This is a genomic window from Cryobacterium sp. MP_M3, assembly GCF_015752155.1.
Taxonomy (GTDB): domain Bacteria; phylum Actinomycetota; class Actinomycetes; order Actinomycetales; family Microbacteriaceae; genus Cryobacterium.
In genome coordinates this window covers 152384-175635 of sequence record NZ_JADOVI010000003.1, presented here as the reverse complement: position 1 = coordinate 175635, position 23252 = coordinate 152384, and the positions used below count along the sequence as shown (strand labels likewise).

Genomic DNA, 23252 nt, shown 5'->3' with positions numbered 1-23252 from the left:
CCTCGACGATAATCGGAGCAACATGTCTGAAATCACGGCCGAGCAGGTAGCGCATTTGGCCAACCTTGCCCGGATCGACCTCAGCCCGGAGGAGATCAACCGCCTCACCACGGAACTCGGCCAGATCGTCGATTCCGTCGCGAAGGTGGCCGAAGTGGCCACCCCCGACGTTCCGGCGACCAGCCACCCGATGCCGCTGACCAACGTTTTCCGCCCCGACACGGTCGTTCCCTCGCTCACCGTCGAACAGGCGCTCTCCGGCGCGCCCGACCACGACGGCGACAAGTTCCGAGTGCCCGCGATCCTGGACGAGGAGTGACCATGACCAACCTGATCAAGCTGTCCGCCGCCGACCTGTCCGGCCTGCTCGCCGACCGATCGGTGAGCTCCGTCGAAGTGACGCGCGCCCACCTCGACCACATCGCGGCCATCGACACCGACGTGCACGCCTTCCTCCACGTGGCCAGGGATGCCGCCCTCGCCACCGCGGCCCGGATCGACGCCCGCCGCGCCGCCGGCGACGTCCTCGGCCCGCTCGCCGGGGTGCCGATCGCCATCAAGGACGTGCTCGCCACCCAGGACATGCCGTCCACGGCCGGCTCCAAGATCCTCGAGGGCTGGATCCCGCCCTACGACGCCACCGTCGTGCGCCGCGTGCGCGACGCGGGGCTGATTCCCCTCGGCAAGACCAACATGGACGAGTTCGCGATGGGCTCGTCGACCGAGTTCTCCGCCTACGGCCCGACTCACAACCCGTGGGACCTGGACCGGATCCCCGGCGGGTCGGGAGGCGGCTCCGCCGCCGCGGTGAGTTCCTTCGAGGCGCCCCTCGCCCTCGGGAGCGACACCGGCGGTTCCATCCGCCAGCCGGCTGCCGTCACCGGCTCGGTCGGCGTCAAGCCCACCTACGGCGGAGTGTCACGCTATGGCTCGATCGCGCTCGCGTCCTCGCTCGACCAGGTCGGCCCCGTCACCCGCACGGTCTACGACGCGGCCCTTCTGCACGATGTGATCGGCGGGCACGACCCGCTCGACTCGACGTCGCTCACCGACTCCTGGCCGTCGATGGCCGCCGCCGCCCGCGCCGGACTGGCCGACGGCGCCCTGAAGGGCGTGCGCGTCGGCGTGATCAAGGAGCTCGCCGGCGAGGGATTCCAGCCCGGCGTCAAGCAGCGCTTCGAAGAGACGCTCGCCCTCCTCGCCAAGGCCGGCGCGGAGATCGTGCAGGTCAGCGCGCCCAACTTCGAGTATGCGATCGCCGCGTACTACCTGATCCTGCCCGCGGAGGCGTCGAGCAACCTGGCCCGGTTCGACTCGGTGCGCTTCGGCATCCGGGTCAACCCGGCCGAAGGTCCTCTCACCAGCGAGCGGGTGATGGCGGCCACCCGCGACGCCGGCTTCGGCCCCGAGGTCAAGCGCCGCATCATCCTCGGCACCTACGCCCTGAGCGCCGGCTACTACGACGCGTACTACGGCAGCGCCCAGAAGGTGCGCACCCTCATCCAGCGCGACTTCGACGCGGCCTTCGCCCAGGTCGACGTGCTGGTGTCGCCGAGCGCGCCCACCACGGCCTTCAAATTCGGGGAGAAGATGACCGACCCGATGGCGATGTACCTCAACGATGTCACCACCATCCCGGCGAACCTCGCCGGAGTGCCGGGGATGAGCCTTCCGATGGGGCTCGCGCCCGAGGACGGGCTGCCCGTCGGCCTGCAGATCATGGCGCCGGCGAAACTGGATGCCCGCCTGTACACCTTCGGGGCCGCCGTCGAGCGCCTGCTCGAAGCGACCTGGGGGCACACCCTGCTCAGCCAGGCGCCCGAACTCGCGCCCACCGAAATGTTCGCCAGCGAAGAGGGAGTCGTCTGATGAAAAAGGCCGAACTGATGGACTACGACAAGGCCCTCGAACTGTTCGAGCCGGTGCTCGGCTTCGAGGTGCACGTCGAACTCAACACCAAGACCAAGATGTTCTGCGGCTGTGCCAACGAATTCGGCCAGGGTGCCAACACGAACACCTGCCCGACCTGCCTCGGCCTGCCGGGCGGGCTCCCGCAGGTGAACGCGAAGGCGATCGAGTCGAGCATCCGCCTGGGCCTCGCCCTCGGCTGCGAGATCGCCGAGTACTCCCGCTTCGCCCGCAAGAACTACTTCTACCCGGACACCGCGAAGAACTTCCAGACCTCGCAGTACGACGAGCCGATCGCGTTCAACGGGCAACTCACGATCGAGCTCGAAAGCGGCCGCCTGGTCACGGTCGACATCGAACGCGCCCACATGGAGGACGACGCCGGAAAGCTGACCCATGTCGGCGGCGCGACCGGCCGCATCCAGGGTGCCGACTACTCGCTCGTGGACTACAACCGCGGCGGAGTGCCGCTGGTCGAGATCGTCACCCAGATGATCGAGGGCGGCGAGGCCGACTCCCCGGAGATCGGGCGCACCTACGTGGCCGCGATCCGCGAGATCGTGAAGGGCCTCGGCGTCTCCAACGCCCGGATGGAGGAGGGAAACGTGCGCTGCGACGCCAACGTCTCGCTCCGCCCCCGCGGCTCGAACATCCTGGGCACGCGCACCGAGACCAAGAACGTGAACTCGCTCCGTTCGGTCGAGCGCGCCGTGCGCTACGAGATCCAGCGCCAGGCGGCGCTGCTGGCCGCGGGCGGAACGATCACCCAGGAGACCAGGCACTGGCACGAGGACACCGGCATCACCTCCGCCGGCCGGCCCAAGTCGGATGCCGACGACTACCGCTACTTCCCCGAGCCCGACCTCGTGCCCGTCGCGCCGTCGCGCGAATGGGTCGAGGAGCTTCGTGCCACCCTGCCGGAGCCCCCGGCCGCCCGCCGCAAACGTCTCCAGGCCAATTGGGGCTTCGCGAACCTGGAGTTCCAGGACGTCGTCAACTCCGACCTGCTCGACGCCGTCGAGGCCACCATCGCCGCCGGCTCGGCAGCCCAGGCCGCCCGCAAGTGGTGGACCGGTGAGGTGGCCAGGCTCGCGAACGTGGCCGGCGTGGCCGCCGACTCCCTCGTGCACCCCGTGCAGGTTGCAGCGCTGATCGAACTCGTCGTGGCCGGAACGCTCACCGACCGCCTGGCTCGCCAGGTGCTCGAGGGCGTCATCGCCGGCGAGGGCACCCCGCTCGAGGTCGTCGAACTGCGCGGCCTCGCGGTCGTATCGGACGACGGCGCGCTCATCGCCGCGATCGACGAGGCCCTGGCCGCGCAGCCCGACGTGCTCGCGAAGATCCGCGACGGCAAGGTGCAGGCCGCCGGCGCCGTGATCGGTGCCGTCATGAAAGCCATGCGCGGCCAGGCGGATGCCGCACGGGTGCGCGAGCTCGTGCTGGAGAGAGCCGGAACGGCGGAGTAATGGCATTCGGAAAGAAGCAGCGGCCGGCCGGACCCGGGCGAACCGGGTTCGGCGTGGGAGTCCAGGTCGTGGTGCGGCTCGACCGCGGCAACTACCCGGATTCCGACGCACCGGACCCGAGCGGGGTGATCGTGGCCGGTGGCGACATGGAAGGCGCCGCGCTCTACGCCCCGGTGACCCTGCGCGAGGCGGTCTGGGTCGTGCAATTCGACGAACCGTTCTACGGGCTCGACGGGTCGGGCCCGCACGAGTCAGCCCGGGTGACGCAGAGTCACCTCGAAGCGGCGCCGGAAGCATGAGCGTGACCCACGAGCGCCCGGCCGGCGCTGCGGACATCCGTCGCTGGCGACAGTATCTGGCTGACGAACAGGCCGAGGCCGCGGTCTACCGCGACCTGGCCGCGCGCCGCACCGGCGAGGAGAAGGAAATCCTGCTCGCCCTCGCCGAGGCGGAGGGCCGCCACGAAGCGCACTGGAGGGGGCTTCTCGGAGACCAGGCCGGGACGCCCCGGCGCGGCGCCATGCGCACCCGCTTCCTCGGTTTCCTGGCCCGCCGGTTCGGCTCGGTGTTCGTGCTCGCCCTGGCCCAGCGGGCCGAGTCCCGTTCGCCCTACGATGACGACGCGGATGCCACCAGCACGATGGCGGCGGACGAACGCATCCACGAGGAGGTCGTGCGCGGCCTCGCGGCCCGCGGTCGCCAGCGGCTGGCCGGAACCTTCCGTGCCGCGGTCTTCGGCATCAACGACGGCCTGGTGAGCAACCTGGCCCTGGTGCTCGGAATCGGGGCCACTGGGGTTCCGACGGCCACAATCCTGTTCACCGGCATCGCCGGGCTGCTCGCCGGCGCCCTGTCGATGGGAGCGGGGGAGTACGTGTCTGTGCGCTCACAGCGGGAACTGCTCGAAGCGTCCACCCCGAACCCGGCGACCCGAACGGTTTTGTCCCACCTCGACCTTGCGGCCAACGAACTGACCCTGGTCTACCGGGCGCAGGGAATGACCGCGGAGCGGGCCGAGGTGCACGCCCGTGAGGTGCTGCGCACGGTGGCCATCGCCACGGGCCCGGTCGAAGTCGCTCCCCGGGGCGGTCTCTCGCCCGCGGTCGACGAGCACGAGGCGATCGGCACCGGCCTCGGCGCGGCAACGTCGAGTTTCTGTTTCTTCGCCTCCGGGGCGATCCTGCCCGTCCTGCCCTACCTGTTCGGGCTCAGCGGGGCGGCGGCGATCATCGTGGCGGCCGTGCTCGTCGGCCTCGCCCTGCTGGCCACGGGTGCGATCGTCGGGCTGCTCTCCGGCGGACCGCCGCTGCGGCGCGCCCTCCGACAGCTGCTGATCGGCTTCGGCGCCGCCGGCGTCACCTACCTGCTCGGACTGCTCTTCGGCACGTCGATGGCCTGATCTGGCCCGTCTCCCTCCATCCGGGTGATTGAGCTTGTCGAAATCACCCCACCGGGTCTCGACAGGCTCGACCGCCGTTCCCGGTGATTGAGCTTGTCGAAATCACCCTGGACTTGTCCTCCACAAAACGGGTTTGATCAGCTTATCCACACCCAATCGCGAGGTCCGGTTGTGCCCCGGGGAATGTCGGTGGCTGGTCGTAGTGTGCGGGTATGGCCATCCCGGTGAGCACCACCCAGCAGCAGCTCGGACGGCTCTTCGACGAGGTCGCGGCGGCCGACAAGGCGATTGCCCGGTGCTTCGCGGTGCGGGCCGAGGCGGTCGATCGGGCCCGCCGGTTCAGCGTCGCGCAGGCCACGTCGATTCCGCTCAGCCCGCAGTCCTTGTGGAGCCGGGAGGAGATCGCCCAGCGGGAGCTCTCCAGCGAGTTGGCCGTGACATTACGGATCCCGGAACGCAGCGCGGAGACCCTGCTCGCGGAGAGTAAGGCCCTGGTCGAAGACCTCCCCGGCACCCGGGCGGCGTTGGCGGAGGGGCGGATCAGCTACCGGCACGCGCAGGCGATAGTCCAGCAGTCCTGGTCGATCCCCGAGGAGGGTTTGGCCGCGTTCGAACAGGCCCTGCTGCCCTCGGCCGAGCACCTCACTGTGGCCAAGCTCAAGCACAAGGCCCGGCTGCTGCGGGAACGGCTGCACCCGGAGACGATCACCGCGCGGCATACCGAGTCGATCGCGAAGCGCACCTCGTCCGTGGAGGCCGGGGCCGACGGGATGGCGACGTTGTTCCTGACGACGGGGGCGGAGCTGGTGCAGGCGATCTTCCACCGGGCCACCGACCTCGCCGCGAGCCTGCAGGGTCCGGGCGAGGAACGCACGTTGACGCAGATCCGCACCGATGTGCTCAGTGACCTGCTGATCCACGGGGTCACCCCGACAGGTGTCGGCACCGGCGTGAAAGCGACCGTGCACGTGACTGTGCCGGTGCTGACGCTCCTCGGGCACAGTGAGGAACCCGGCTACTTGGAAGGGTACGGGCCGATCGACCCGGAGACGGCGCGGGATCTGGCGTCGAGGGCGCCGAGCTTCACCCGGTTGCTCACCCACCCGGAGACCGGGGTGATCCTCTCCGTCGGGAGGGACCGGTACAAAACCCCCAAGGCGATGCGCCGCTTCCTCCGCTTGCGCGATGAGACCTGCCGCTTTCCAGGCTGCAATCGTCCCGCGAGGGGTGCGGAGCTCGACCACAGTCATGACTGGGGGTTGCTCGGCGAGACCGCGCACGACAACCTCGCCCACCTGTGCAAACCCAACCACGCGTTGAAAACCCAGACCCGGTGGACCGTCGCCCAGAAACCCGGCGGGATCCTGACCTGGACGTCCCCGACCGGGCGGGACTTCGTCACCGAACCCGCCACCGTCCTGCCGACCGGGCCGCCGACAGCAGGGGCGCCAGAAACAGCCGCGCCTGACCTCCCCGACGACCCTCCGTTCTGACTCACGGCCCGGCCGTTCCCCGCTATCCGACTCCCGATCAGTGCGCGCGGTGGTCGACGAACGGCATCCGCGGTCCGCGCCGGGGTCTCCCGGCCACGCCGCTGGTCTCAACCAGCCGCACCACCCGGAAGCGGTGCGGCCGCCACTGCTCCATGGCCGCCACCAGCTGCCGGTCGTCGAACTCCACGCCGAACAAGGCATGCCCGATGAACCCGCCGAGGTGGTAGTCGCCGACCGAGAGCGCATCCGCGTCACCGAGGGCCCGCTGGGCGACCTCCGCTGCCGTCCAGACACCGACGCCCGGCACCGATCGGAGCCGGGTCATCGCCTCGTCCGGGGATAACTCGACGCAGCGCTCCAGTTGGCGCGCGACGGCCAGGACAGCCATCACCGTTCGCGACCGTTGCGGATCGACGCCGGCCTTGTGCCATTCCCAGGACGGGATCAACTGCCAGGCGCGCACGGTCGGCACGACCAGCATGGGGCGGGGGGTCGGGCCGGGCGCCGGCGTGCCGTACGCGTGCACCAACCGCCGCCACGACGCAGTCGCCTGCACGGCGATGACCCGCTGCTCGAGAATCGCCGGGATCAGCGCCTCCATCACCCGTCCCGTCTTCGGGATGCGGAGGCCCGGATGCCGCCGGTGCGCGCCGTCGAGCACCGGATGGGCGGGGGAGAACCCGGCCGGGTCATCATCCTGCCCGACCATCGCGGGTGCCGCGTCGATCGCGGCACGGGCACCGGCACCCCAGGCCTGGCAGGTGAGCGTGTCCAGGTCCGACTGCGCGAACCGCAGCGAGGCCGGTCCGTCGACGGTGAGTGTGGTGCGCCAGAGCGATCCGTCGGCGGCGACCTGATGGGTCGGGTCCGCCCGGCCGCGCCGCAGACGGGCAAGAGTGAGGGCGACGTCGGTCGGATGCTGCGGGTGCCAGGTGGAGGCGGCATCCGGGGAAATCGTGGGTGGGAGAGTCATCGTCCTCGTCGGCCGTAGCCATCCAACTCCCGGTGTGCCGCAGGGGCGAGCGTGCACTCGGGCAGACGCCGGGCATGAGCGTCTCGATCGGAGCGATCGTTTCGCAAAAGTGTACGCGTTCGGCCGGCTGCGCGAGGACCGGGCCTGTCCGCCTGCCCGTAGCATGGACCGGTGCCGACGAGACTGCGCGATTCCCCCGCCGCCCGGGTCGGCCTGTCGATCGCGGTGGCGACCGGGCTCTACGGCGTCTCCTTCGGCGCACTCTCGGTGGCGTCGGGGCTGAGCGTCTGGCAGACCTCGGCGCTGAGCCTGCTGCTCTTCTCCGGGGGGTCCCAGTTCGCGTTCATCGGGGTGATCGCGGGTGGGGGGAGTCCGGTGGCGGCCGCGGGCGCGGCGGCCCTGCTCGGCATCCGGAACGCGGTCTACGGCATGCAGATGAACGCCCTGATCCACCCGCGGGGCTGGCGCCGCTTCGCCGCAGCCCAGGTGACCATCGACGAGTCGCTGGCCACGAGCACCGGGCAGGCCGACCTGCTCGAGCAGAAGCGCGGGTTCTGGGTGGCCGGACTCGGCATCTTCGTGCTTTGGAACCTGTTCACCCTGGTCGGGGCTCTCGCGGGAGACAGCCTCGGCGACCCGAAGAGGTGGGGTCTGGACGGGGCCGCGGTGGCGGCGTTCCTCGGGCTGCTCTGGCCGCGCCTGCGCTCCCGCGAGGCCGGGGCCGTCGCCGCAGTGTGCGCCCTCGCAACCGTGCTCGTCGTGCCTTTCGTGCCGCCCGGCCTGCCCATCCTGGTCGCGGCCGTCGTCGCGGGCTTGATCGGCTGGTTCGGCTACCGGCGCGGCCCCGCGGGCGAGGGACTGGAACCCGACATCGACCCGTACGCTGCCCCTGACGCGCCGGGAACAGGGGGCGCCTCATGAGCCTGTGGTTCTGGATCCTGGTGGCCTGCGTCCTGGCCTTCCTCACCAAGCTGCTCGGCTACCTGGTGCCGCGGAAATGGTTGACCAACCCGCGCATCGCCCGGGTGGCGGGCACCCTGACCATCGGACTCCTTGCATCCCTGACGATGGCCAACGCCGTGGCGACCGGCCAGACCCTGAGCCTGGACTCCCGGGTGGGGGCGCTGATCGTCGCGGCCGTCGCCCTCTGGTTGAAGGCGCCGTTCCTGGTGGTCGTGATCGCGGGTGCCGCCGCGGCCGCCGGGCTCCGGGTGCTGGGGCTGCCCTAGGCTCGGCGCGGCGGTCCCGTTCCGGCCTCCTCGTGACCAAGGGCCCTACCCGGGCGAGATATTCCCGCAGAGCATGGCGGTACCGGGCGCAGGGCCCGGAATTCCTCGGCGAGAATCGAGTCACCATGCCCCGTACCTCCGTTGTCACCGGAGCCGCCAGCGGCATCGGGAAAGCCACCTGCGACTTGCTCCGGGAGCACGGCCAGCAGGTGATCGGCGTCGACCTTCACGACGCGGACGTCACCGTCGACCTTGCCACCGCCAGCGGCCGGGCAACCCTCCTCGGAGAGGTCACCGCGCTCAGCGGCGGTTCCATCGACGCGGTCCTCGCCGTGGCCGGGTCCGCAGCCCCGGTCGCCGTGACCGCCGCGGTGAACTTCTTCGGCACCGTCGCGACGCTCGAGACGCTCCGCCCCCTTCTCCTGTCCTCCCCGGCGCCGCGCGCGGTCGCCGTGTCGTCGATGGCTGCGTTGTTCGAACCCGACGACACCCTCCTCGCGGCCTTCCTCGAGGGTGACGAGGAACGGGCCCTCACCCGTGCCGCCGAACTGGTGGACGCCGGCCCCGAGCAGGCCAACCTCATCTATGGGACCACCAAGCGGGCGCTGTCACGCTGGATCCGCCGCAATGCGGCGACGCCGCCCTGGGCCGGTGCGTCCATCCCGCTGAATGCCGTCGCGCCCGGTGTCGTCCTCACCCCGATGACGGCGGAGATGACCGGCACGGTGGAGGCCAGGAACCAGCTCGCCCAGATGGTGCCGATGCCCCTGAACGGGTTCATCGAACCGATCGCCGTCGCCCGGCTGCTGGCCTGGCTGACCAGCGAGGAGAACACCCACCTCTGCGGGCAGATCGTCTACATCGACGGCGGGTCGGACGTCGTCCTCCGCGGGGATTCCACCTGGTGACCATCCGAGTGCCCGTGCTGTCCGCGACGGATGCCCGGTGCGGCTCCCAGCACCCGCCCGGCAGCTGCCCTTGTAGAATCGTCCATGGCCCTGCGCCTCCAGGGACACCACACCGGAGTCCCACGGGTGCCCCTGAACACCCCTCGAGAGGCAGCAATGAGCCTGATCCGGCTGAACGACGTCAGCGTCCGCTTTGAAAACGCGCAGATCCTGCGCGAGGCGTTCTTCCGCCTCGAAACCGGCGACAGGGTCGGCCTGATCGGCAAGAACGGATCCGGGAAGACCTCGATTCTGAAACTGGCCCTCGGCCAGGTCCTTCCGGACACCGGCACTGTCAGCCTCGACGCCGACATCAAGGTGGGCTACTTCTCCCAGTTCTCGGAGCTGAACGGCGAATCCACGATCCTCGAGGTGCTCGACGAGCTCTTCGCCCCGATCAAGGCCATCGAAGCCGAACTGGCATCGATCGACTCGGCCATCGCCGCCGACCCGTCGGGTAGCCCGGAACTGGACCGGCTCATCCACCGCCAGGCCGAGCTGTTCGAAGACATGGACAGGCTCGACGGCTGGGACTACACCCGCCGCATCGACACCGCACTGACCACCCTGGGCTTCGACGAGGCCCACCGCGTCTGCTCGATCGACGAGCTGTCGGGCGGGTGGCGCAACCGCGCCGCGCTGGCCAAGATCCTGCTCGAGGGACCCGACGTCCTCCTGCTCGACGAGCCCACCAACTACCTCGACGTGGCCGGTGTCGAATGGCTGGAAGCCTGGTTCCGCACCTTCCGGGGCGCCGCCATCATCGTCTCCCACGACCGCAGGTTCCTCGACGCCGTCGTCACCCGGATCATCGAGGTCGAGAACTTCCACCTGCACGAGTACCCGGGTGACTTCGGCGAATACGTGGTCCAGAAGCAGTTCAGGCTCAAGAACCTGGAGCAGCAATTCGTGCACGAATCGGAACTGCTCGCCTTCGAAGCGGAGGGCATCGCCGACCGCAGGGAAGCCGCGAAGGCCGCCACCCGGGACCTCGGCAACCAGCTGGCCAAGATCAAGAAGGCCCGCACGCCGCGACCCGTCGACCAGATCATCACCGAGATCTACGGTGGCCTGCACGTGAAGGATGTCCTCTGCCGGGTCGAATCGCTCGGCAAGTCCTACGGCGACAAGGTGCTCTTCCAGGGGCTCAGCTTCGAGATCAGGCGGGGCAACCGGATCGTGGTCCTCGGCGCCAACGGCAGCGGGAAGACCACCCTGCTCCGGGTGCTCACCGGCGAGGAACGGGCCGACTCCGGCGAGGTCGCCTGGGCGAGCGGGACCGCCGTGGTGTCCTACAACCAGGTCCTCGCCGAACTCGACGACACCGACACGGTCACCCATGCCGTCAATGCGATGCCCGGCAGCCTGGCCTTCACGGCGACCCGGAAGTCCGTCGGCCGGTTCCTGTCGATGTTCCAGTTCTCCGAGGCCGACCTCAAACAGAAGATCGGCAACCTGTCCGGCGGCCAGCGTGCGCGGGTCGCGATGGCGCAGTGCCTGCTCTCCGGCGCATCCGTGCTGCTGCTGGACGAACCGACCAACCACCTCGACATGTCCAGCACCCAGGTGATGGAGCGTGCCCTGCTGCACTTCCCCGGCGCCGTGGTCGTGGTCAGCCACGACCGCTTCTTCAGCGACAAGATCGCCAACCGGCACCTCGTCTTCGGCGGCGACACCGCGGCACCCGGTGAGATCGTGGTGCGCGCGGCCTGATGGTCGCCGGGTCGCATCGTGCGGCCTACGCTAGCGGTCATGGGAGCGAATGCCGACAAGCCGATCCTGCTCTTCGAGACGGTGGCCGACTGGGAAGCCTGGTTGGAGCAGAACGCCGGCCATGACGGAGTGAGACTCCAACTGCGCAAGAAGAATTCGGCAGTACCCGGGATCACCTATCCGCTGGCGTTGGAGAGCGCGCTCTGCTTCGGCTGGATCGACGGACAGGCCGGGTCTCTCGACGACGACTACCACCTGCAGGTCTTCACCCCACGGCGCGCCCGCAGCATATGGTCGCAGCGCAACCAGGGCCTGGTCGCCGCGCTCATCGCTGACGGGCGGATGCGCCCCGCCGGCCACGCGGAGATCGACCGGGCCAGGGCGGACGGCCGGTGGGAGGCGGCTTACCGCCAGAAGGATGCTCCGGTGCCCGAGGACCTCCGGGTCGCCCTCGACGCCAGCCCCGCCGCCTCGTCGGCATTCGCGACGCTCGACTCCCAGAACCGGTTTGCGATCCTGTTCCGCATCAACGCTGTGAAGAAGGCCCAGACCCGCGCCGCGAAGATCGCGGGCTACGTGGAGATGCTCGCGGACGGTCGCACGATCTACCCGCGATGAGCCTCCGGCGAACGGATGCCTAGGGAGCCAGGTCGCGCCGGCGGAAGGCCGTCGTTCCCGCGGCCAGGAACGCGACCGCGACCACCATGAGCCAGAGCAGGCCGTCGAAGTTCGGATCGGGCCCCGGCAGGAGCGGCGAGTGCGCGAACGGGCTCAGATCGATGAGAGTCCTGGGCACGCCCCACAGGGTGCCGAACTCGCCGGCCAGGATGAACGCGATGTAGGCGACCCAGGCGCCCGCGGTGGCGCGGGGCCAGAGACCCCAGATGAGGATGGCCAGTCCCACGACGACCCACGCGGCCGGGATCCTCGCGGTCGCCGCGAGCGTGACCCGGCCGATCTGGCCCGGATCGCCCACAGCGAGGGCGTGACCGGCGCCCGTTCCGGCGCCTGTGACGATCAGCAGCCAGGCGACACCGGCGAGGGCCAGCCCGCCGTGAGCGGCGAGCATCCGGACCCGCCCGACCGACGTTGCGAGGAGTGCTTCCGCGTGCCCCGTGGATTCCTCGGCCCGGAGCCGGGACACCGCCACGATTCCGTAGGCGGCGACGATGGTGCCGAACAGCCCGATCTCGGCGGCGAGGAAGGCATCCGTCAGACCCTGGCGGCCGCCGAGCTGTTCGACGATCGCCTTCATGCCGGGGGAGTTGAGAAGATCGGCAACGGTGTGCGCGATTGTGCCGAGAACCGGGCCCAGGATTGCCAGCGCGATGGTCCACGCCAGCAGGGTGGGGGCCTGCAGGCGCCAGGCCAGGCCGAGCGGCGTGCCCAGCCGGCCCGCCGCGGGACCGGAGCGCTCGGTGATCAGCCCGCTGCCGAGGTCCCGGCGACGACGCAGGAGGAACGCCGCGGCCGTGGTCACAGCAGTGGCGGTCAGGGGGAGTGCCAGGACACCCCAGTGGTCACCCGCGAACGCCCGGATCTGCTGGTTCCACCCGATCGGCGACAGCCAGGACAGCCAGCTGGGTCCGGCTTCGGAGAGGTCGCCGACCGCCCGGAGCACGTAGGCAGCCCCGATCCCGGCCAGGGCCAGCCCGCTGGCGGCTCGTGAGCCCGTGGTGACCTGCGCGGTCGCTGCGGCCAGGCCGGCGAAACACGCCCCCGTCACCGCCCAGCCGGCGCCGAACGCCATCGAGCCGGCAGCAGGCAGCCCGGCGGCGAGGAGCCCCGCGGCGGTGGCCGCCCCGACGGCCGCGCTGGCCCCGATGGCGACGATCAACGCCGCGGCGAGCGGGGCCGAGCGCCCGACCACGCCGGCACCGACCAGCTCGAGCCTTCCCGACTCCTCCTCGGCGCGGGTGTGCCGGATCACGACGACCACCATCAGGATCGCCACGGCCACCGCACCGAAGACGGCGGGCTTGAACATGGCCAGCGCGCCGAGCGAGGTGGGATCGTAGATCCGCCCGTACATGGCCACGATCGCGGCGGACGAGTTGACCGCCCCGGCCGCCTCGATCCGGGACGCCGGATCGGGGTACAGGCCCGCGGTCGCCGACGCGGACGAGGCGGCGATCCCGGCGAATCCGAGAACGGACCCGAGCAGCAGCCAGCGGTCCCGGCGCAGGGCCAGACGAAGCAGGCTGCCCGTGCCCCGCAGCTGGGTGCTCATCTCCGTACGCTCTCGTAGTGGCGCAGGAACAGCTCCTCGAGGGTCGGCGGGCTGCTCGTCAGCGAGCTGACCCCCGCCGCGCCGAGCGCGGCCAGCAGCCCGGGGAGGCCGGCCGTTTCCACGCTCGCCGTGATGCGGTTGCCGGTCACCACCACCTCGTGCACGCCGGGCATCGCGGCGAGACCGGACGGCACCGCCGGCATCTCGGCCTGGATCACCGTGCGGGTCAGGTGCCGCATGGCGGCGATGGAGCCGGTCTCCACGACGGCGCCGTTTCGGATGATGCTGACCCGGTCGCACAACGCCTCGACCTCGGCCAGGATGTGGCTGCTCAGCAGCACCGTGCGCCCGGCATCGCGCAACTCCTGCACGCAGGAACGGAAGGTGGCCTCCATCAGCGGGTCCAGGCCGGAGGTCGGTTCGTCCAGGAGCAGCAACTCGACGTCGCTGGCCAACGCGGCGATCAGCGCCACCTTCTGCCGGTTGCCCTTCGAGTAGGTCCGGCATTTCTTGGTGGGATCCAGCTGAAACCGCTCCAGCAGGTCGGCGCGCCGCCCCGGGTTGAGTCCGCCGCGAAGCCGGCCGAGCAGATCGATGACCTCTCCGCCGGAGAGGGACGGCCAGAGCGTCACATCCCCGGGCACATAGGCCAGCCGGCGGTGCAGGTCGACCGCGTCGGACCACGGGTCGCCCCCGAGCAACGCCACCTCTCCGGCGTCGGCGCGGAGCAGCCCCAGCAGGATGCGCAGGGTCGTCGTCTTCCCCGAACCATTCGGTCCGAGGAAACCGTGAACCTCGCCGACCTCCACCGCCAGGTCGAGTCGATCCAGGGCCCTGACCTTGCCGAAACTCTTCGTCAGGCCCCGCACACTGATGGCTTCGCTCATATTCCACACCCTACTCAGCCTGACGGGCGCGGACGAGAGGGGCCATGATGGCGGCGAAGCGCATTGTGACCCGACCGCAACCTGGGAAACCGGACGAAGTTACATCCGCTTCCATATGATTTAGCGACAAGGACGAGCGAGGAGGCCCCGTGGCTGCTGACCGACCAGCGATCCGGTTGACCGGGTTGACCAAGACGTTCGGCGCGGTCAACGCCGTCGACGGGGTCGACCTCGACATCGCGGAGGGGGAGTTCTTCTCCATGCTCGGGCCGTCCGGCTCCGGCAAGACGACAGTGCTCCGCCTGATCGCCGGATTCGAACAGCCCACCAGCGGCACGGTGTCCCTCTTCGGGCAGGACGTCACGGACCGGGCGCCGTTCGACCGTGACGTCAACACGGTCTTCCAGGACTACGCGCTGTTCCCGCACATGAGCGTGCTGGACAACGTCGCCTACGGGCTCCGGGTGCGTGGGATGCCCAAACGCGAACGGCACGTGCTGGCCAGGGAAGCGCTCGCCACCGTGCGCCTGGAGGGTTACGGCGACCGTAAACCCGGGCAGTTGTCCGGCGGCCAGCGCCAGCGGGTCGCCCTGGCCAGGGCGACCGTGGTGCGCCCCAAGGCACTGCTCCTCGACGAGCCGCTCGGCGCCCTCGACCTCAAACTCCGCGAACAGATGCAGGTCGAGCTCAAGGAACTGCAGCGCGAACTCGGGATCACCTTCATCTTCGTCACGCACGACCAGGAGGAAGCCCTCACCCTCAGCGACCGGATCGCGGTCTTCAACGAGGGCCGGATCGAGCAACTCGGCACTCCGGCCGAGATCTACGACAAACCGGTCTCACCGTTCGTCGCCGCATTCGTCGGCACCTCCAACATCCTCGACGACACCCTGTCCAGGCAGGTGCTCGGGCGCGGCGGCATCCACTCCGTGCGGCCGGAGAAGATGAGCATCAGCCCCGAGGACACCGCCATCCACACCGACCGCGAAGCGGCGGGCGTCCTCGCCGAGGTCATCTACGTGGGCAGCAGCACCCGCCTGATCGTCGACCTCGACATCGGCACCCGCGTCACCGTGCTCGAACAGAACGACGCCGACCGGGTCGGCGAAGACGAGCGCGGATCCCGGGTGCGGGTGGGCTGGGACGAACGCGACACGGTGGCCCTGGCCGCCGCCCCGATTCCCGCCGACGACCTTCCCCCGCTCACCAGACCAGAACCCGCCACACGCTAATTCGAATGGAGACCGCAATGAATCGCTCTACTCCCCTTCGTCGCACGAAGACGTCGGCCGCCCTCACCGGGCTGGCCATCCTCTCCGTCGCCCTCCTGACCGCCTGCGGCACCACCTCGGCCGGCAACGGCGGGAGCACGGCTGCCAAGGCCCCGACGAAACTCGGCACCAACGAAGGGTCAGTGTCGATCCTCGCCTGGCCGGGCTACGTGGAGGACGGCAGCAACGACCCGGCCGTCGACTGGGTCAGCGCATTCCAGGACGAGACCGGGTGCAAGGTCACCAGCAAGACCTACGGCACCTCGGACGAGGCGTTCAACCTGATGAAGACCGGCGACTACGACGTGGTCGCGGCATCCGGCGACGCCTCGCTGCGTCTCGTCGCGGCCGGCGACGTCGCCCCCGTGAACACCGACCTGATCCCCAACTACGCCGGCGTCTACGACTTCCTCAAGCTGCAGGCCTGGAACAGCGTCGACGGTGTCTCCTACGGGGTGCCGCACGGCTACGGCGCGAACCTCCTCATGTACAACACGGACGCCGTGACCCCGGCGCCCACGTCCTGGGACGTCGTGTTCGACAAGTCCTCGGCCTACAAGGGCAAGGTCACCGCCTACGACTCGCCGATCTACATCGCGGATGCCGCCACGTACCTGATGAGCCACCAGCCCGACCTCGGCATCAAGAACCCCTACGCCCTCGACGAGAAGCAGCTGGCCGCCGCCGTGGACCTCCTCAAGGTGCAGCGCCCGAACATCGGCGAATACTGGTCCGACTACCTCAAGTCGATCCAGGCATTCGAGACCGGGGACACCGTCGTCGGCACGACCTGGCAGGTCATCCGCAACTCCCTGGCCCCGGGCACCAAGGCGGAGGTCGTCGTGCCCTCCGAGGGCGTCACCGGCTGGTCGGACACCTGGATGATCGCGGCGAAGGCGAAGAACCCGAACTGCGCTTACGCCTGGCTGAACTACATCAGCAGCCCGAAGGCCAACGCCCAGGCCACCGAGTACTTCGGCGAGGCGCCCTCCAACCAGAAGGCCTGCGACTTCATGTCGAACCCTGACCAGTGCTCGCTCTTCCACGCCGGCGACGCCGACTACGCGTCGAAGATCTGGTACTGGACCACCCCGATCGCCACCTGCGTCGACGGCCGCACCGACGTGAAGTGCACCGACTACGCCGCCTGGACCACCGCCTGGCAGGAGATCAAGGGCTGACCCCGGCCGTCCACCCTCCGCGAGAGCCGCGTCCGGCGAGAGAAAGACACCATGACCGTTGATACCCCGACCCGGCCCGCCGGCCGGCCGATCGTTCCCGCCCCGCGGGACACGGTCGCCCGGCGGGGCTCGGTCTTCCTGAGCAGGCATCCGAGGCTGCGCCTGTCGCTGCTGTTGTCGGCGCCGATGTTCTGGCTGGGCCTGGTCTACATCGCCGCCCTGGCGGCCCTGTTGATCACCGCGCTCTGGACGGTCGACACCTTCACCGGCACGATCTCGCAGACCTGGACGCTCGACAACATCGGCGCGGTGCTCACCGGCTCGCTCTACCAGACGGTGACCCTCCGCACGCTGGGGGTGGCCCTTCTGGTGACCCTCGTCGACATCCTGATCGCCCTGCCCATCGCGTTCTACATGGCGAAGGTGGCCAGCGCCCGCCTGCAACGAGTGCTCGTGATCGCGGTGCTGATGCCGCTGTGGGCGAGCTATCTCGTCAAGGCCTACGCCTGGCGTTCCGTGCTCTCGCGGGACGGGATCTTCGAATGGCTGGCGGCGCCGTTCGGCGGCCACACCCCGGGCTATGGCCTGCCGGCCACCATCATCACGCTGTCCTACCTGTGGCTGCCGTACGTGATCCTCCCCATCTATGCGGGACTCGAGCGGGTTCCGGACTCGCTGCTGGAGGCATCCGGTGATCTCGGGGGCAAGACCTGGTCGACGCTGCGCCTCGTGGTGCTGCCGATGATCTGGCCGGCCATCATCGCCGGCTCGATCTTCAGCTTCAGCCTGTCGCTCGGCGACTACATCACGGTGAACATCGTCGGCGGGGCCAACCAGATGCTGGGAAACCTCGTCTACACGAACGTCGGCGCCGCCAACAACCTGCCGCTCGCCGCGGCCATCGCCCTGATCCCGATCGTGATCATCTTCGCCTACCTCGCCGCGGTGCGCCGCACCGGTGCGCTGGAAAACCTGTAGAGGCCGTCATGAGACTGAGCCGCCCAGCCCGGGGCCTCCTGGCCGCGATCACGATCGTCGTGCTCGCCGCAATCTACCTGCCGCTTGTCGTGGTGCTCGTCAACTCGTTCAGCACGAGCACCAGTCTGACCTGGCCGCCGCCCGGCTTCACCCTGGAATGGTGGGTGAAGGCCTTCGGCAACGCGGGAGCGCTCGACGCCGTGCTGACCAGCGTGCAGGTCGCGCTCGCCGCCACCGTGATCTCCCTGGTGCTCGGCACGCTGGCCTCCCTGGCCCTGCAGCGCTTCGAGTTCTTCGGGCGGGAGGCGGTGAGCCTGCTGGTGATCCTGCCGATCGCCCTGCCCGGCATCATCACGGGTATCGCGCTCAACAATGCGTTCCGCACGATCCTCGGCGTGCAGCTCTCCATCGTCACCGTGATCGTCGCCCACGCCACGTTCTGCATCGTGACGGTGTTCAACAACGTGATCGCGCGCCTCCGCCGGCTCGGCACGAGCTACGAGGATGCGTCCGCCGACCTGGGCGCCGGGGTGTGGACCACCTTCCGGCTGATCACGTTCCCCCAGCTGCGATCCGCGCTGTTCGCGGGCGGGCTGCTGGCGTTCGCGCTGTCCTTCGACGAGATCATCGTCACGACCTTCACGGCAGGGTCGTCGGTGAAGACCCTGCCGCTCTGGATCCTCGACAACCTGTTCCGGCCGAATCAGGCCCCCGTGGTCAACGTGATCGCCGTCGTGCTCGTGCTCGTGTCGATCGTGCCGATCTACATCGCCCAGCGCATCGCCGGGGCAGAGAAGATCGCCCGGTAGGGCCCGCGGGTCGAGAGCCCGGGGCTCGGCACTAGACCCGTGCGTCCCGTCCGGTCAGGGCGAGCAGCCGCGACTGCAACGGGGCGTCCTCGGCAACCGGCACCGGGGAGGAGAAGAGGCCGCTGGCCTCCAGTGTGTCGCGCTGTGGTTCGAAGACGGTCCAGACGGCCTCGACGAGCGACTCGTCGAGCGTGTCGTCCGCGGCCGTCGCGCGGGCAAGGTCCCAGGTGTGAATGGCGACCTCGGAGACCTGCTCCCGCAGGTAGTCGAGGGCGGTCACGGTGTCAGAGGACAGGGTCACGGGGGCGTCGAGTGGCGTCGCCCGCCACGCGGCGGTCGCGGCCTCCGAGTAGGTGCGCCATTCGGCGGCCAGGTCGGCACCCAGCGGAGCCAGCGCGCGGCGGGCCTCGAGCGGGGAGAGCCCGCTGAGCAGGGGCGGGATCCACTGTTGCTCGAGCACCACGTGCCTCACGAGGTCCCGCACGGTCCAGTCGGCGTCGGGCGTGGCCTGGTCCCACTCGGTGATCCGGTCCACTCGGGCGGTGAACTCGTCGTGGGCCAGTTTCTGCAGCGCAATCCAATCGTGCGTCATGGGTGCTCCTTTCGTCATCGGGTGCAACCGAGTTCGGCCCGCCCGCATTCCGGGAGACGAAATCGGATGCCGGAATCGGGTGGCGCGCGAGGGCCGCCGGGTGGGTTAGGGTCGCTCCATGAGCAGGCAGGACGGAAGCGACCGCACGGTGTCGGCGGCATCCGTCGACGACAGCACCGCGACCCTGCTGCACGTCGACCTCGACGCGTTCTTCGCGTCCGTGGAACTGCTCGACCACCCCGAACTCGTCGACAGGCCCGTGATCGTTGGGCACCGGTCCGGCCGGTCCGTCGTCACCGCGGCGAACTACGTGGCCCGCCGTTACGGGGTCAACTCGGCCATGCCGATGGCACTCGCGTTGCGCCGCTGCCCGGCTGCGGTCGTGCTCGAGCCGCACATGAGCCGGTACAAGCATTTCTCGGACCGGGTGATGGGCATCTTCGGCGACATCACACCGCTGGTCGAACAGCTCGGCATCGATGAGGCCTTCCTCGACGTTGCGGGCGCCCGACGGCTGCACGGTTCGCCGGCCGTGATCGGGGCCCTGATCCGGCGCACCGTTGAAGCCGAGACCGGGCTCACCTGCTCCGTCGGCGCCGCGTCGACCAAGTTCGTGGCCAAGATGGCGTCGGGGCGCGCCAAACCCAACGGGCTGCTCGTGATCCCGGCGGAGGAGACCCTCGCCTTCCTGCATCCGCTGCCCGTCGGCGCCCTCTGGGGGGTCGGCCAGACGACCGAGGCCTCCCTGCTGCGGCTCGGCCTGCGGCAGATCGGTGACGTGGCCCGCACCCCGCTCGCGGTGCTGCAGAAGACCGTGGGGGAGGCGTCCGGACGCAAACTGCACGACCTGGCCTGGGGGAGGGACCCGCGCACGGTCACCACCGAGCGTGAGGAGAAGAGCGTCGGCCACGAGGTCACCTTCGAGCACGACGTCACGGATGTCGCCCGCCTGCGCAGCGAGTTGCTGCGCCAGTCCGATGCGGTGGCGGCCCGGCTTCGCGGCGCAGGCCTGGTCGGCCGGTGCGTCGTGCTGAAGCTGCGTTATGCGGATTTCAGCACGGTGACCCGGTCGCGCACCCTCGCGGAGGCCACCGATGTCGGCCGGCGGATCTACGAGGAGGCTGCGGCCAGCTTCGACACCCTCGCCGCCTCCGGCATCCGGGTGCGCCTGATCGGGGTGCGCGTCGAACAGCTGGGCGACGGTGACGGCCAGGGCCTCGGCCTGTGGGACCCGGACGACGACTGGCGTGGAGCCGAGCGGGCCGTCGACACGGTCACCGCGCGGTTCGGGAGGGGCGCGGTGCGCCCGGCCTCTTTGCTCAAACCCGACAAGGGGTAGCCTGAGGGCATGACTAGCCTGCCAGAGAAGCTCGCAGAAATTTCCCGTTCCGCCGGAGTGAAGACCGCCTACGGCGACCCCGTGCAGGTCGACGGCGTCAGCCTGGTACCTGTCGCCCTCGTCTACTACGGCTTCGGCGGCGGCGAAGGCGATTCCGCGGAGAGCGGCAAGGGCAGCGGAGGCGGCGGCGGCGGAATGTCCCTCCCGATCGGCGCCTACGTGAAGTCGGGCGGTTCGCTGCGTTTCGAGCCGAACGTGATCTCGTTGCTCGCCGTCGGCATCCCGTTCGTCTGGGTGGCCGGCAAGGCGATCTCCCGCGTCATCCGCGCGCTGAAGCGCTGAAGCGCTGAAGCGCTGACGCGCTGACGCACTGACGCGCCAGGGCACTCCGGCCTTCGAAACCGACCGTTCAGTCGACGAAGACGTCGGGGACGCCGTCGCTGTCCTCGTCGAGCCGTTCCTTCGCTTCGACCAGCCGGTAGTGCCGGTTCCGCGCGCGCAGCACGACCGTGGCGAGAAGCGCGGCGAGCAGCGACCCCGTCAGGATGGCCACCTTGGCGTGATCGTCCAGCACCGTTCCGTGGCCGAATCCGAGTTCGCTGATCAGCAGCGAGACCGTGAATCCCACCCCGGCGAGCATTGCCACCCCGATGACGTCGACCCAGGCCAGGTCAGGGTCCAGGGTTCCTTTCGTGGTCCTGGTGACCAGCCAGGTGGCAAAGAGGATGCCCACCGGCTTCCCGACGACCAGGGCGACGACGATGCCGATGGCGATCGGGTCGGTCAGGGCCTTCGTGAGTCCCTCGGCGCCGCCGATGCTCACCCCGGCGGAGAAGAACGCGAACACGGGCACGGCGAAACCCGCCGAGATGGGGCGGATGCGATGCTCGAGCGTCTGGGCGAGTCCGGGACCGGCGTCAGGGCCGCCGCCCTCCCGGCTGCGCAGCACCGGCACGGCGAAGCCGAGCAGCACGCCGGCGACCGTGGCATGGATTCCGGAACCGTGCACGAGGGCCCAGACGAGCAGCCCGATCGGCAGCAGGATGAGCCAGCCCGCCCAGGTCTTCCTGCCGAAGAAGTTCGAGTGCCGGTGGGTGAGGTAGGCGAAGAGGGCGAGCGGCACGACGGCCAGGAGGAGCATCATCGGCTGGATGTCATTTGAGTAGAAGAACGCGATGATCCCGATGGCGAGCAGGTCGTCGACCACGGCGAGCGTGAGCAGGAAGATGCGCAGCGCGCTCGGCAGGTGGGAGCCGATCACGGCGAGGACGGCGACGGCGAAGGCGATGTCGGTGGCGGTGGGCACGGCCCAGCCGCGGAGTGCTTCCGGTCCGCCGCCGATGTTGATGGCCACGAAGAACAGGGCCGGGGTGATGACACCGCCGATCGCGGCCGCCACGGGGACGACGGCGCGGCTGAAGGTGCGCAGGTCGCCGGCGACGAACTCGCGCTTCAGCTCGAGACCGGCGATGAAGAAGAAGACGGCCAGGAGCCCGTCGGCCGCCCACGCGCCGAGGCTGAGTTTCAGGTGCCACGGCTCGAAACCGACTTCGAAGTCGCGCAGCGAGAAGTAGAAGCCGGCGGCCGGGGTGTTGGCAAAGATGAGGGCGACGACGGTAGCGGCGAGGAGCAGGGCCCCGCCCACGGTCTCCTTGCGCAGGATCTGCGCGACGTGGAGGTACTCCAGGTAGCTGCTCCGGCGGAAGATCTGAGCCCTGGTCTCTTCGGCGGGGGCGGACGGAGATGGTGGGTTCACGGGAGATCCTCTGGTTTTCGGTTCGACGCTAGGGCGTCGACCAGACTTCCCGACTCACCGCTTCCAGCGTACACGGGGTCGGTTTCGGAACCAGGCCGGCAGATGCCAGGGGCCGCTCACCGGCAGCCCGCGCAGGACCCGGCGCCGGCGGAGGATGAAGCGGCGCAGCAGCAGGATCAGCAACCCCGCGAGCAGCAGGGGGACGGCGACGCTCACCCTGGGACGACCGAACGGGTCGGCCGACCGGGTCCGGTCCGGGCGCGGATTCGAGTCATCGTCCGAGTCTAGGCGGCGGTCTATACTCGACTACGAACACGGGAGTCCGGTCAACCGGGCTGAGAGGAAGCTTCGGAAAGCTTCGACCGTCGAACCTGATCTGGATCATGCCAGCGCAGGGAGGCAGATTATCTCGTACCCGTGCCCTGTTTTCTCTACGGAAAGGGCACGAACAGTGCACACTGAAACCACCATCGCCACCCGACCGGTCTCACGGAAATGGCGGGTCGTCGACATCGTCATCGCCAGCGTCATCGGCGTGGCCAGCGGACTGATCTTCGTGGTCTGGAACCAGGCCTACAACCCGCTCAGCGGGCTGCTCACCCCGCTACTGCCGGGCCTCCAGGCCCTCCTCGGAGGCGGCTGGCTGTTCGCCGGGGTCCTCGGCGGACTGATCATCCGCAAGCCAGGGGCTGCCCTGTACACCGAGCTGCTCGCAGCCGTGGTCTCCACCCTCGTGGGCGGCACGGCCTGGGGTGCCACCATCCTCGTCTCCGGGGTGGTTCAGGGTCTCGGCGCCGAACTGGTGTTCGCGATCTTCCTCTACGCCAACTACCGCCTTTACGTTGCCCTGTTGTCCGGCGCCGGCGCCGGGCTCGCCCTGGCCGTCAACGACCTGCTGTTCTCGTACCCCGGTTCGGCGGCGCCGTTCATCACGATCTACACGCTCTCCTCCGTCGTCTCCGGCATCGTCGTGGCCGGTCTCCTGTCCTGGCTGGCCATGCGCGGCCTGGCCCGCACCGGGGCGCTGTCCCGGTTCGCCGCCGGCCGGGCGGTTCGTGCAGCGAACTAGGGCGCGGAAACG

At 69.6% G+C, this 23252-nt stretch carries 24 protein-coding genes and 1 riboswitch; of the genes, 18 read left to right on the top strand and 6 right to left on the bottom strand.

Features of this window, described 5'->3' with window-relative positions:
- The first annotated feature begins 22 nt into the window (after positions 1–22).
- The 6 genes from gatC to IWX89_RS05435 all read left to right on the top strand — a co-directional run bounded on the left by gatC (position 23) and on the right by IWX89_RS05435 (position 6266).
- A complete protein-coding gene (gene gatC, locus IWX89_RS05460; RefSeq protein WP_134507059.1) occupies positions 23–319 on the top strand; it encodes an Asp-tRNA(Asn)/Glu-tRNA(Gln) amidotransferase subunit GatC in 297 nt (98 codons plus the stop codon).
- Positions 320–321: 2 nt separating this feature from the next.
- Positions 322–1869 carry an Asp-tRNA(Asn)/Glu-tRNA(Gln) amidotransferase subunit GatA gene (gene gatA, locus IWX89_RS05455; RefSeq protein ID WP_196902550.1) on the top strand — a complete coding sequence of 516 codons (1548 nt, stop codon included), beginning with the start codon at positions 322–324 and terminating at the stop codon, positions 1867–1869.
- Entirely contained in the window at positions 1869–3374 is a 1506-nt protein-coding gene (gene gatB, locus IWX89_RS05450; protein ID WP_196902549.1) for an Asp-tRNA(Asn)/Glu-tRNA(Gln) amidotransferase subunit GatB, read from the top strand. Before gatA ends, gatB begins: the two co-directional genes overlap by 1 nt.
- A complete protein-coding gene (locus IWX89_RS05445; protein ID WP_196902548.1) occupies positions 3374–3673 on the top strand; it encodes a hypothetical protein in 300 nt (99 codons plus the stop codon). The genes gatB and IWX89_RS05445 overlap by 1 nt, the downstream gene beginning before the upstream one ends.
- The gene (locus tag IWX89_RS05440; RefSeq protein ID WP_196902547.1) at positions 3670–4773 is read left to right on the top strand and encodes a VIT1/CCC1 transporter family protein; all 1104 of its coding nucleotides are present in this window, start codon (positions 3670–3672) and stop codon (positions 4771–4773) included. Before IWX89_RS05445 ends, IWX89_RS05440 begins: the two co-directional genes overlap by 4 nt.
- Positions 4774–4985: 212 nt before the next feature.
- A complete protein-coding gene (locus IWX89_RS05435) occupies positions 4986–6266 on the top strand; it encodes an HNH endonuclease signature motif containing protein (protein WP_196902546.1) in 1281 nt (426 codons plus the stop codon).
- A 37-nt stretch (positions 6267–6303) separates the two neighbouring features.
- Here IWX89_RS05435 and IWX89_RS05430 read toward each other — a convergent pair whose 3' ends face one another.
- On the bottom strand, positions 6304–7239 hold the full coding sequence (locus IWX89_RS05430) for a DNA-3-methyladenine glycosylase (RefSeq protein WP_231382923.1): 936 nt from the start codon (positions 7237–7239) through the stop codon (positions 6304–6306).
- A 171-nt stretch (positions 7240–7410) separates the two neighbouring features.
- On the opposite strand from IWX89_RS05430, the gene IWX89_RS05425 reads away from it, so the two are divergent.
- The 5 genes from IWX89_RS05425 (at position 7411) to IWX89_RS05405 (ending at position 11746) form a co-directional block, all read left to right on the top strand.
- Positions 7411–8160, top strand: coding sequence for an AzlC family ABC transporter permease (locus IWX89_RS05425; protein WP_196902545.1), 750 nt, complete (start codon positions 7411–7413; stop codon positions 8158–8160).
- Positions 8157–8468 (top strand): AzlD domain-containing protein, encoded by a 312-nt coding sequence (locus tag IWX89_RS05420; protein WP_196902544.1) that lies wholly within the window; start codon positions 8157–8159, stop codon positions 8466–8468. The genes IWX89_RS05425 and IWX89_RS05420 overlap by 4 nt, the downstream gene beginning before the upstream one ends.
- 125 nt (positions 8469–8593) lie before the next feature.
- Positions 8594–9376: an SDR family oxidoreductase gene (locus IWX89_RS05415; RefSeq protein ID WP_196902543.1), complete on the top strand. Its 783-nt coding sequence runs from the start codon at positions 8594–8596 to the stop codon at positions 9374–9376.
- A gap of 84 nt (positions 9377–9460) precedes the next feature.
- Positions 9461–11128, top strand: coding sequence for an ABC-F family ATP-binding cassette domain-containing protein (locus IWX89_RS05410; RefSeq protein WP_231382922.1), 1668 nt, complete (start codon positions 9461–9463; stop codon positions 11126–11128).
- Positions 11129–11167: 39 nt separating this feature from the next.
- Positions 11168–11746 carry a YdeI family protein gene (locus tag IWX89_RS05405; RefSeq protein ID WP_196902542.1) on the top strand — a complete coding sequence of 193 codons (579 nt, stop codon included), beginning with the start codon at positions 11168–11170 and terminating at the stop codon, positions 11744–11746.
- A gap of 19 nt (positions 11747–11765) precedes the next feature.
- On the opposite strand, the gene IWX89_RS05400 is transcribed toward IWX89_RS05405, so the two are convergent.
- Positions 11766–13358: an ABC transporter permease gene (locus tag IWX89_RS05400; protein ID WP_196902541.1), complete on the bottom strand. Its 1593-nt coding sequence runs from the start codon at positions 13356–13358 to the stop codon at positions 11766–11768.
- The gene (locus IWX89_RS05395; protein ID WP_196902540.1) at positions 13355–14245 is read right to left on the bottom strand and encodes an ABC transporter ATP-binding protein; all 891 of its coding nucleotides are present in this window, start codon (positions 14243–14245) and stop codon (positions 13355–13357) included. The genes IWX89_RS05400 and IWX89_RS05395 overlap by 4 nt, the downstream gene beginning before the upstream one ends.
- Positions 14246–14394: 149 nt before the next feature.
- Here IWX89_RS05395 and IWX89_RS05390 point away from each other — a divergent pair, with 149 nt between their 5' ends.
- The 4 genes from IWX89_RS05390 to IWX89_RS05375 are packed head-to-tail and all read left to right on the top strand — an operon-like array spanning position 14395 to position 18484.
- On the top strand, positions 14395–15477 hold the full coding sequence (locus IWX89_RS05390) for an ABC transporter ATP-binding protein (RefSeq protein ID WP_196902539.1): 1083 nt from the start codon (positions 14395–14397) through the stop codon (positions 15475–15477).
- Positions 15478–15494: 17 nt separating this feature from the next.
- Positions 15495–16697, top strand: a complete 1203-nt coding sequence (locus IWX89_RS05385; protein WP_196902538.1) for an ABC transporter substrate-binding protein — start codon at positions 15495–15497, stop codon at positions 16695–16697.
- Between the two features lie 51 nt (positions 16698–16748).
- On the top strand, positions 16749–17675 hold the full coding sequence (locus IWX89_RS05380) for an ABC transporter permease (protein WP_196902537.1): 927 nt from the start codon (positions 16749–16751) through the stop codon (positions 17673–17675).
- A gap of 8 nt (positions 17676–17683) precedes the next feature.
- Entirely contained in the window at positions 17684–18484 is an 801-nt protein-coding gene (locus IWX89_RS05375; RefSeq protein WP_134507089.1) for an ABC transporter permease, read from the top strand.
- A gap of 31 nt (positions 18485–18515) precedes the next feature.
- On the opposite strand, the gene IWX89_RS05370 is transcribed toward IWX89_RS05375, so the two are convergent.
- Positions 18516–19076, bottom strand: a complete 561-nt coding sequence (locus IWX89_RS05370; protein ID WP_196902536.1) for a TIGR03086 family metal-binding protein — start codon at positions 19074–19076, stop codon at positions 18516–18518.
- A 118-nt stretch (positions 19077–19194) separates the two neighbouring features.
- Here IWX89_RS05370 and IWX89_RS05365 point away from each other — a divergent pair, with 118 nt between their 5' ends.
- Positions 19195–20415, top strand: coding sequence for a DNA polymerase IV (locus IWX89_RS05365; RefSeq protein WP_196902535.1), 1221 nt, complete (start codon positions 19195–19197; stop codon positions 20413–20415).
- 9 nt (positions 20416–20424) lie between these two features.
- The gene (locus tag IWX89_RS05360) at positions 20425–20757 is read left to right on the top strand and encodes a hypothetical protein (protein ID WP_196902534.1); all 333 of its coding nucleotides are present in this window, start codon (positions 20425–20427) and stop codon (positions 20755–20757) included.
- A 67-nt stretch (positions 20758–20824) separates the two neighbouring features.
- Here the strand turns inward: IWX89_RS05360 and nhaA are convergent, their stop codons facing one another.
- Both nhaA and IWX89_RS05350 read right to left on the bottom strand, forming a co-directional pair.
- Positions 20825–22171: a Na+/H+ antiporter NhaA gene (gene nhaA, locus IWX89_RS05355; RefSeq protein ID WP_196902533.1), complete on the bottom strand. Its 1347-nt coding sequence runs from the start codon at positions 22169–22171 to the stop codon at positions 20825–20827.
- Between the two features lie 54 nt (positions 22172–22225).
- A complete protein-coding gene (locus tag IWX89_RS05350; protein WP_196902532.1) occupies positions 22226–22387 on the bottom strand; it encodes a hypothetical protein in 162 nt (53 codons plus the stop codon).
- Positions 22388–22475: 88 nt separating this feature from the next.
- Positions 22476–22586, top strand: a riboswitch (TPP riboswitch).
- Between the two features lie 36 nt (positions 22587–22622).
- Here IWX89_RS05350 and IWX89_RS05345 point away from each other — a divergent pair.
- Positions 22623–23240 carry an ECF transporter S component gene (locus IWX89_RS05345; protein WP_196902531.1) on the top strand — a complete coding sequence of 206 codons (618 nt, stop codon included), beginning with the start codon at positions 22623–22625 and terminating at the stop codon, positions 23238–23240.
- Positions 23241–23252 lie beyond the last annotated feature (12 nt).

Coding starts and splice junctions, on each gene's coding strand:
- IWX89_RS05385 (WP_196902538.1), top strand. CDS start 15,495: ATGAATCGCTCTACTCCCCTTCGTCGCACGAAGACGTCGGCCGCCCTC.
- IWX89_RS05375 (WP_134507089.1), top strand. CDS start 17,684: ATGAGACTGAGCCGCCCAGCCCGGGGCCTCCTGGCCGCGATCACGATC.
- IWX89_RS05415 (WP_196902543.1), top strand. CDS start 8,594: ATGCCCCGTACCTCCGTTGTCACCGGAGCCGCCAGCGGCATCGGGAAA.
- IWX89_RS05405 (WP_196902542.1), top strand. CDS start 11,168: ATGGGAGCGAATGCCGACAAGCCGATCCTGCTCTTCGAGACGGTGGCC.
- IWX89_RS05445 (WP_196902548.1), top strand. CDS start 3,374: ATGGCATTCGGAAAGAAGCAGCGGCCGGCCGGACCCGGGCGAACCGGG.
- gatB (WP_196902549.1), top strand. CDS start 1,869: ATGAAAAAGGCCGAACTGATGGACTACGACAAGGCCCTCGAACTGTTC.
- IWX89_RS05420 (WP_196902544.1), top strand. CDS start 8,157: ATGAGCCTGTGGTTCTGGATCCTGGTGGCCTGCGTCCTGGCCTTCCTC.
- IWX89_RS05435 (WP_196902546.1), top strand. CDS start 4,986: ATGGCCATCCCGGTGAGCACCACCCAGCAGCAGCTCGGACGGCTCTTC.
- gatC (WP_134507059.1), top strand. CDS start 23: ATGTCTGAAATCACGGCCGAGCAGGTAGCGCATTTGGCCAACCTTGCC.
- IWX89_RS05380 (WP_196902537.1), top strand. CDS start 16,749: ATGACCGTTGATACCCCGACCCGGCCCGCCGGCCGGCCGATCGTTCCC.
- IWX89_RS05395 (WP_196902540.1), bottom strand. CDS start 14,245: ATGAGCGAAGCCATCAGTGTGCGGGGCCTGACGAAGAGTTTCGGCAAG.
- IWX89_RS05410 (WP_231382922.1), top strand. CDS start 9,461: ATGGCCCTGCGCCTCCAGGGACACCACACCGGAGTCCCACGGGTGCCC.
- gatA (WP_196902550.1), top strand. CDS start 322: ATGACCAACCTGATCAAGCTGTCCGCCGCCGACCTGTCCGGCCTGCTC.
- IWX89_RS05430 (WP_231382923.1), bottom strand. CDS start 7,239: ATGACTCTCCCACCCACGATTTCCCCGGATGCCGCCTCCACCTGGCAC.
- IWX89_RS05400 (WP_196902541.1), bottom strand. CDS start 13,358: ATGAGCACCCAGCTGCGGGGCACGGGCAGCCTGCTTCGTCTGGCCCTG.
- IWX89_RS05440 (WP_196902547.1), top strand. CDS start 3,670: ATGAGCGTGACCCACGAGCGCCCGGCCGGCGCTGCGGACATCCGTCGC.
- IWX89_RS05360 (WP_196902534.1), top strand. CDS start 20,425: ATGACTAGCCTGCCAGAGAAGCTCGCAGAAATTTCCCGTTCCGCCGGA.
- IWX89_RS05365 (WP_196902535.1), top strand. CDS start 19,195: ATGAGCAGGCAGGACGGAAGCGACCGCACGGTGTCGGCGGCATCCGTC.
- IWX89_RS05370 (WP_196902536.1), bottom strand. CDS start 19,076: ATGACGCACGATTGGATTGCGCTGCAGAAACTGGCCCACGACGAGTTC.